The sequence below is a fragment of the Peribacillus aracenensis genome (assembly GCF_025175645.1).
In the GTDB taxonomy this organism is placed as follows: domain Bacteria; phylum Bacillota; class Bacilli; order Bacillales; family DSM-1321; genus Peribacillus; species Peribacillus aracenensis.
Map to the genome: position 1 here is coordinate 1 of NZ_JANZMJ010000058.1, position 8,826 is coordinate 8,826.

Annotated in this window: 6 protein-coding genes, 1 rRNA gene and 1 riboswitch; of the genes, 6 read left to right on the forward strand and 1 reads right to left on the reverse strand. The window is 38.5% G+C overall.

The window, feature by feature from the left end; translation table 11 throughout:
- Nucleotides 1-92, forward strand: a 5S ribosomal RNA gene (gene rrf / locus N0M92_RS28410); the annotation flags it as partial.
- Between the two features lie 277 nt (nt 93-369).
- Complete coding sequence (locus N0M92_RS28415) at nt 370-1,209, forward strand: tyrosine-type recombinase/integrase (protein ID WP_260288924.1); 840 nt, start codon at nt 370-372, stop codon at nt 1,207-1,209.
- 234 nt (nt 1,210-1,443) lie between these two features.
- Here the strand turns inward: N0M92_RS28415 and N0M92_RS28420 are convergent, their stop codons facing one another.
- Entirely contained in the window at nt 1,444-4,569 is a 3,126-nt protein-coding gene (locus tag N0M92_RS28420) for an efflux RND transporter permease subunit (protein ID WP_260288925.1), read from the reverse strand.
- Between the two features lie 189 nt (nt 4,570-4,758).
- Between N0M92_RS28420 and N0M92_RS28425 the strand changes: the two genes are divergently transcribed.
- From N0M92_RS28425 to N0M92_RS28440, 4 genes are all read left to right on the forward strand, one after another.
- Nucleotides 4,759-5,637 carry a TetR/AcrR family transcriptional regulator gene (locus N0M92_RS28425; protein WP_260288926.1) on the forward strand — a complete coding sequence of 293 codons (879 nt, stop codon included), beginning with the start codon at nt 4,759-4,761 and terminating at the stop codon, nt 5,635-5,637.
- Between the two features lie 230 nt (nt 5,638-5,867).
- Entirely contained in the window at nt 5,868-6,530 is a 663-nt protein-coding gene (locus tag N0M92_RS28430; RefSeq protein WP_260288927.1) for a hypothetical protein, read from the forward strand.
- 14 nt (nt 6,531-6,544) lie between these two features.
- Entirely contained in the window at nt 6,545-7,807 is a 1,263-nt protein-coding gene (locus N0M92_RS28435) for an efflux RND transporter periplasmic adaptor subunit (protein ID WP_260288928.1), read from the forward strand.
- 195 nt (nt 7,808-8,002) lie between these two features.
- Nucleotides 8,003-8,149: riboswitch (cyclic di-AMP (ydaO/yuaA leader) on the forward strand.
- A gap of 172 nt (nt 8,150-8,321) precedes the next feature.
- On the forward strand, nt 8,322-8,826 hold a 505-nt coding region (locus N0M92_RS28440), incomplete at its 3' end, for a cation:dicarboxylate symporter family transporter (protein WP_260288929.1).

Sequence of the window (8,826 nt, forward strand, 5' to 3'; positions counted from 1 at the left end):
ACACCCGTTCCCATTCCGAACACGGCAGTTAAGCTCTTCAGCGCCGATGGTAGTTGGGGGTTTCCCCCTGTGAGAGTAGGACGCCGCCAAGCCATTTAAAAGATCAGCCATCCGGCTGGTCTTTTTTTGAGGTTGATATTTCTTCAGTATCTATTTATTTAAACCGGTTAAAAAAGTAGTGACTCAAAAGGATCATAAATAAAGTTATATGCCGTATAAATGGTAGGACATACTATAAATGCATCTAAGTTTTTACAGCAATCTGTATTATCCATATCTGTTTAAGACAAAGGGACAGAATTCTTCGTTTCTGTAGGGATATATGTTAAACTTAACGTAGTTCTGAAACTGTCATTGGGGGAATAGCCGATGGATACCTCTGCTAAAGATGAAATGATTTTTTCGTTTGCTGAATGGTTGAGAGACCAAGGCAAATCAGCTAATACGATCAAAACGTATACTGGTGTCCTTTCACAGTTTTGTGACCAGACACAAAAGATATTGATGGAGATTCATTCTGAAGATGTTCAGGGTTATCTTGATTATTTAGAAAATTGCAAGAAAAGCCCGGGAACAATCGAAAAACACTATATCGCCCTAAATGTCTTCTTTAAATTTTTAGGCAAACCGCAAGTAATGCTTTCTGTGGAACGTAAGGTTAAGGAGCACAAGCTTGAGGTACCTGAAACTTTAAGCATCAATGAGCAGCAGATCCTGTTAAGGGATATAGAAGCAGAAGGGAATCTAAGGAACATTGCCATCGTCTACCTTTTGTTACATACTGGAATTCGTGTTTCTGAATTATGTGACTTAAATGGCCGTGACGTCATTATGGAAACAGAGCGAAATTATATACTTGTCAGGAATGCAAAAGGTGAAATCGATAGATCCGTTCCCCTTACACTATCGGCTATACAACATGTAAAAAATTATCTTTATTCTTTAAAAGAAAAAGCGGATCCGTTATTCATCTCAAGCTATAATCAAAGGATCACTCCGAGGTCAGTTCAATATATATTAAAAAAATACAATGTGCATCCACATAAACTGCGACATACCTTTTGCCAAAGGTTAGTGGATAATGGAATAGATATACAAACGATATCAAAGCTTGCCGGTCATAAAGATTTAAACGTAACGAAGCGTTATCTGAAAGAAGAATCGCTGGATCTGGCAAATGCGATAGATCAAACTTTCACCAAACACTAATCAGGGAAGCGGGTTCTTCCCTTTTTAGGTTTTAAAACAAATAAATTTCCTTGAAAATGACGAACTGGACGTTTTGTCTTATGTGACGGGGAAGGTTAAAAGAAGAAGGAATATAGTTCGGTCAAAAAGGGCCGGAAGTATGAAGGGCTAATATGTTAAGATCATATTGATCAATTGTTGAATCATGAAAGAGGGGATTCCTAGTATAAGGAATCCCCTCTTTCTTTTTTTTTGTTACTTAACTATTTTTTTCTTCTTTTTACCTATTTTCATTATAACTTCATATACTACCGGCACTATTACAAGTGTTAGCAATGTAGAACTCACAAGTCCGCCGATTACGGTAATTCCCAAACCTTGTGAAATTAATCCACTGCCTTCCGCACCGATTGCCAGAGGTATTAAAGCGCCGATTGTGGCAAGGGCAGTCATCAGGATTGGACGCAGGCGGGTGGAACCTGCCTCGAGTAAGGCTTCCCTGGTAGATAGCCCTGATTCTTCATTCTTGATAACACGGTCCACTAATACGATGGCATTGGTTACGACGATACCAATAAGCATTAGGACACCCATCATTGCTGAAACGCTGATGGTCTCACCTGCAACGAATAGCCCTGCCAATGCCCCGATTACCGTAAATGGTAAGGAGAAGAGAATGGCTATTGGTGCTAAACCGCCATGGAAAGTAACGACTAGGACAAAGTATACGATAGCAACGGCCGCTAACATAGCGATACCAAGTTGAGTGAATGATTCCTGGATATCTTCTGTCACTCCGCCATAGTCAATAGTGACGCTTGCGGGAAGGTCTAATTTATCAACTTCCTTTTGTACCTCAGCTGTCACTGCTGCCACATCATCCGTTTTGATTGTTGCAGACACGTCGGCATAAATTTTCCCGTCGCGGCGGCTGATTGTATCGGAAGCTTTGCCTTCTTCGATTTTCACAAGCTCTTTCAATGGGATTTCCATTCCCATTGGTGAAGAAACTTTCGTATTCTCAAGATCTTTTTTGTCTTTAAAAGTCGTTTCTTCTGTCTCGACATATACTTTGACTTCTTCTCCATCTTTCTTAATCGTAGTTATAGCATCATCTTTATTCGTATTGGCGATGGACATACCAATTTGTGCAGCTGTCAGTCCAAGATCGCTTAGCTTTTCCTGGTCTGCAACTAGTGTATATTGCTCATAAGCATCGGAAAGACTTGTATCAACATCTTTTAAATCTTTATTTTTCTTCATGATATTTTGAATATCATCAATTACCGGTTCAATGTCTTTTTGTGAATTTCCATAAACAAATAGAGTGGTTTCGTTGCTTGATGTTGACGTGAATTCTTGTTGTTTCCAAGTTCCAGGTGAATCAAGTTCAGTTAAATCCTTTATGACCGTTTCTTTTTTGTCCCCGAAATTTTCGGTGTCTTTATCATAGAGTACATAGAAGAGGGCCGAGTTACTCGAGCCGCCCATCATGCCGCCCATCATGCTTTCACCAAGTGTGTACTGAACGGTCTCCACATCGTCATTATCCATGAAGTATTTTTCTACTTTTTCTGTTTGTTTTACAATATCCTCTTTTAACTCTCCAGGTGCGGGAGTGTAAGTGACGATAATCGTTTTTTCTTCATCTGCGGGCATGAAGCTGACACCGATGCTTGGGATTAGGAATAAGCTACCGACCAATAATACAAGGGCTGTACCGAAAGTGATCAACTTATGGTTTAAAGACCAATCCAATGCTCTTCGGTAGAATGCAGATAGTTTGCTTGGTTTTTCTTCATGTGATTTTAATTCTTTTTTAGATAGTCCCTTTTTAAATAAAGAGTCTGCCATTGCCGGAACAAGTGTGATGGCAATTATTAATGAAGCGACTAATGCAAACACCATTGTTAAGGCGAATGGCATGAATAGTTCCCCGACAGGTCCTGTAACGCTTGCTAAAGGCAGGTATACGGCTACAGTAACGATTGTCGATGAAAGGATAGGGATGAACATTTCCTTAGTGGCTGATCGTATTAATTCGCCGCCTTTTAACTGTTCACCTTTTAAAGCCATTCTCCTATAAATATTTTCAATGACGACAATGGAGTCATCGACGACCCGGCCAATGGCAACTGTCATGGCCCCCAGTGTCATGACATTCAATGAAATATCCATTTGTTTGAGCACCAAAAGGGCTGCTAACAGGGATAATGGAATCGAAATGATGGAAATGAGAGTCGTTTTAAAGTTCCTAAGGAACAGCATGATAACAATGACGGCAAACAGACAGCCGAAGAGTGCCTTGCTGATCATGGTTTCAACAGAATCTTTAATCGGTTGGGCTTGATCAAGCGTAGTGTGTACACTTACGCCTTTAAAGTCTTCCTTGAAATTCGTTACTTCTTCGTTTACTTCGTCTACGATTGCAACCGTATCGGCATCAGGCGATCTTGTAACCTGAATCCCGATCGATTCGCTGCCGTTTGTTCTTGAAATAGATTCAGCTTTACCGGTGATTTTAACATCGGCAATGTCTGATAATTTGACGTTTGGCAGTTGGGCGGGACCTGTTGCCATTTCAGGAGATTGATTGGTTTCCGTTCCGTTTTGTGCTGGCGTTCCTGTTTGAGAGCCGCCGGTTAAAGGAATCTTTATATTTTTCAAGTCTTTTAATGTGGAGATGTTTCCATCCACAACAATCGTTTTTTCTTTATCATCGAAGTTATATATGCCAAGCGGCATGTTGACGTTTGCGGCCTGGATAACCTTCTTTACGGTATCTTCATCGAGACCGTATTGAGCCATTTTTTCCTCGTCGAATACAAGGCTGCCTTCATTAACTTGTTGTCCGGAAATTGATACGGATGTCACGCCATCAATTCCTTCAAGTTTAGGCACTAACACCTCTTCAACGTTTTTTGTAAGAGCTGGTAAATCAGAACTCTTATCTGTTACACTGAGTGCGACGACAGGAAAAGCGTTTAATTCTAATTTTGATACGCTTGGGTTATCCACTCCCTCAGGAAGTTCTAATTTCTCTAAAGCTTCTTTCACCTCTTTTACAGCGTCATCCATATCCGTATCATAATCATATTGTAATTGGACGGATGAGGCATTAGCCATGGACGAAGAACTGACTAATTCGACTCCTGGCAAATTTGTTACCTTCTGCTCTATCTGGTCTGTGAGCTTATCTGCTACTTCTTCAGGTGCAGCTCCAGGATATACTGTGGAGATGCTTATTAAAGGAGTCGAGATGCTTGGAATGGTTTCTTGTTTCATGTTTAAACCGGAGTATAAACCAGCTGCAACGATGATGATCGTAAGCAACCAGATTGCCAATTTATTCTTTAATGAAAATTTAATTATTGAATTCAAGCTTGTACCCTCCATACATAAAATTGTGACTAGTCGGTCACAAGCTCAAATATATAGTATATGGATTATGATTGCAACAGATAATATCCGGTAGTGTTAACGTTGTAGTTTCAAGGGTTTTGGGATACAATTTGGAAGAAGTGACCGTTCGGTCACCAACGGACAATTTTAAGGGATAGGATGAATTTGATGAAAGAAAAAAATAAGATGATCATAGATAAGTCTGTAGAGCTTTTCGCGGAGAAAGGCTATCATGCTACTTCCGTTCAGGAAATAGCTGAAAAGTGTGGGATAGCAAAGGGGTCTTTTTATAATCATTTTAAATCGAAGGAAGAATTACTGGTCTCCATTTTTAAATTTTATTATGAAGCGTTGACGGACTCATTGCTTGATCTTGAACTGGATGCTTCATTGTCCAGTAAAGACAAATTCATGAGGCAAATCACTGTCCACATTGAGCATATGACGGGAAATACCAACTTGATTCAAATGATGATGCAGGAACAAATGGTTCATATCAGCAAAGAACTAGATAGATTTTTACATTATATCCATGAAGAGGGCTTGATTTGGTTCAAACGTAAAATCATTGAGTTATACCCGGGACTTTCTGCTGATCTTTTGCCAGATTGCACCATAATTTTGGATTCCCTTTTCAAAGGATATATCGGAATATTGATCAGGAAACAAAATGCTTTCGATGTGGAATTGTTACCTAGCTTCATATTGAACCGGATGGATTCAATCATTGCAAGCCTGCAGAACAATAAAGATCCATTATTGAAACAATTTCCCCTGCCAGGATGCTCGATGCGGGATATGAGCCCTAAAGAGGAAATCCATTCGATCATCGTCAGGATGCTGGAAGTGGAAACACGTAAGGAAGAGGGAATGGAAACAAACAAGAATACGGAAGCTTTAAAGGCGATCCAGGAAGAGTTTTCAAAAGTTAGACCAAACCCCATCATCTTGGAAAGCCTTTTGTTGTTTTTGGAAAAAAATGAAAAAAGAAGTCCATTGGGTTCAAAGCTTATCTTAATGATGAAGGATTATTTGCTGAATATATGAAGGTTTTACCGAAAGGGGCGTATAGCCTCTTTTTTCATTTGTTAATGAGTTTCAAAAGCGGTGGTTAGGAAATCTTTCAATTGTCAGCATTAACACCAAATTAGTGTGGTGATTTAATTTGGAGGGAAGGCTTATGTGTTTTTTTTGTATATTCATTCCTTATTTCTGCAATTGTTTCCAAAATAAGATAAAATATATGATGAAATATCATTTTTTCAGGAGGACCACATATGGTGTACCAGGTCGGAGTGTTAAAGGGCATTTTAGAGCCTTATCGGAGTCGTTATCAACTGCAAAATGCAGAGGCAGTCACAAAGCTTGGATTGAAATTACTATATTTATATTTTCTTAGTCTAATAGTTTTCGCCATCGGGGGATACTTTGGCATTGGTTCAGAATCGTTTTCCAAAGAAATCACGATGATGAGTGCCAATGAATTCGAAGCAGCAAAGTTGCTGATTTTGAGCGGCAATATAGTAACAGGCATACTCACCCCTTCCATATACATATTTTTAGCAGCTCTATTCTTTTGGATCGTCACTGATATCCCATATATAAAATTAGTCATCGTTCAAATGATTCTTTTTGGTTTGCAATTAGTGGAAAAAACATTACTGGTTCCTCTATTCGTTTTAATGGATATAGGAAGCGATGCCAATCCTTTTTCATTTGGGATCATCAGTCAGTATTTTCTCAGAAGTGATTATTTCATTCACTTTTTCAGCGAAATCACCATTTTTCAATTTCTTATTATTGCTCTGCAATATTTTTATTTAAAGGAATTTTCAGACCGAAATAATTATTTGGTCCTTTTAATGATTGTTCTATTCTATCTGGCCACATGGTTTGTTAAAGCCTTTTTAGCATACATCCAAGTAGGCGTATTTGTATAAGGCGGGTGAAAAGAATGAGCGGAAAATGGAAAATAGCAGCGGTCTCGATTGCGTCGATAGTCTTAATAGCCGTTAACATATACCTTCTTGAAAAAAAAGAAAGCAAAGTGGAACGAACTGTTTTCGTTGAAAACTGGACAAAGGTAAAAAAGGATACTATTACGGTTACTATTCAAACAAATGGGGTAATTAAACCTGTAGAAGAGTATGATATCTATTTTGATACCAAGAAAAATGATTTTAAGAAATTCCTTGTAAAAGAAGGCGATGCGATTACGGCTGGCTCTTCGTTGTTTGAGTATGAGACGACCGAACTTGATGCGCTAAAAGCGGATTTAGAAGCGGAAAAAACGGCAGCTGTGGGAGAAATTGCGGGGATTGAAGAATACATAGGCAAGCTGAGGTCATATCAAGGGTCCCTGACCAGTGATTCTGGAATAGCGGCCATTGATGAATCGGTGGAAAAAAACTTGAGTAATGATTTAACGACAAACTCTACGGATCTTATTAAAAGTAACATTGAACAAGAAATGTACAAGCAGGAACTGGAAAGAAACAGTTTGGATGAAAAAGTGAAAATGCTTGACGCCAAATTGAGTTCAATTGAGGAGCAGTCCAATGCTATCGTGACGACGAGCGAGGCTGATGGTGTAGTTAAAAATATCAATAAAAACCTGAACAATCCCATCATATCCATTGTTTCTACAAATATGGCAATTGAAGGGCAATTCTCCGAAGAGGAAATGAAAAAGGCTGAAGTGGGCATGACTATAAAAGCAAGTTCCTCTGATTCAAAAAAGGCATTGAAAGGAACGATAAGCCGTATCCATTCCTATCCAGCTGAAGAGCCGTCGATAAAAAAAGATAACAGATTTCCATTTCAGGCTTTAATCGAACCGGAAAATGAAGTAACGGAACCTTTGTTGGTGGGATCCAAAGTGGATCTTACTGTAATAACCAATGAGAAAGCTGGTGTACCCTCCGTACCTATAGAGGCAGTAAATTACCAAAAACATCCTTATATTTACAAATTGACCAAAAAAGGATATGTGGATAAACATTACATTACAAAAGGGCTTAAAGCGGAAGGAAAGCAGGAAATCATAAAGGGACCGTCTGTAGGTGACGTCATCCTGCTGAAGCCGGATGTGGCAGTAAAGAACCATTCTGATTTTATTACTCCGATTCAATTTGAAAAAGTGAAAGTTGCAACTTATAAAAAATTCACCTCTAGGGAAAAAGTAAGATATCTGTTACTTGGCATTTTGGAAAAATAACCGTTCTTCAACAAGAGAGGTGATGTAAAATTATTCATTAATTATATCGATATAACTTATTGACTAAAAATTGGGAAGAGTAATTATAGATACAATAGCGATTGATACAGAATATTCAGACATATTTAAAGATTTTTTATAAACAGATGCGAATAAATATTTACAGATTATCATTTTTAGTATAATATTTTATTATAAGTTAACTCGCTTAATCTTATTCCAAGAACGGGGGACCCATTTTTGTGGATTTTATCCGCTAGGGGTGAATTCAGAAATGAAAGGGCTTTGTGTTTCCAATTCCTAACCCGACAGCTAACCTCGTCAGCGTCTTTAAGGGAACATGTGTGAATATTCACGCCAATAAGAAATCGACACATGAAGTGTCTTTTTTTTCGGCGTAAAGACAGAGTTTTTCAAAAAAAGAAAAATTACTTTCTTTTATTAGTATCTTGTTTCCCTTACCGAGACAAAAATGTTTTTGCATCAAAGACTTTATGGAAGGTGAGGAAAGTAAATGAAGAAATTCAAACTAAGTTTAGCTAGCCAAATTTTCATTGGTTTAATTCTAGGGATTATCGTTGGTGCCATTTTTTATGGTAGTGAGACGGCCCAAAACTTTTTACAGCCATTCGGAGACATTTTCCTACGAATGATTAAAATGATTGTAGTGCCAATCATCGTTTCAAGCCTTATCGTTGCAGTTGCTGGTGTAGGTGATTTGAAAGCGGTAGGTAAACTAGGTGCTAAATCAATATCATACTTTGTTGTGGTAACTATGGTAGCGATTGCTGTTGGTTTAATTTCAGCGAATATCATCCAGCCTGGTGCTGGTGTGAATATGGACAAGCTGGAACAAACTGATATTTCTACCTATGTTGATACAGCCGAAACTAAGCAGCATGAATCGTTCGTGGATACAATCGTTCACATTGTGCCATCCAATCCAGTTAAAGCCATGGTAGAAGGCGATATGCTAGCGATCATTTTCTTCTCCGTGTTGTTTGGACTTAGTATTGCGG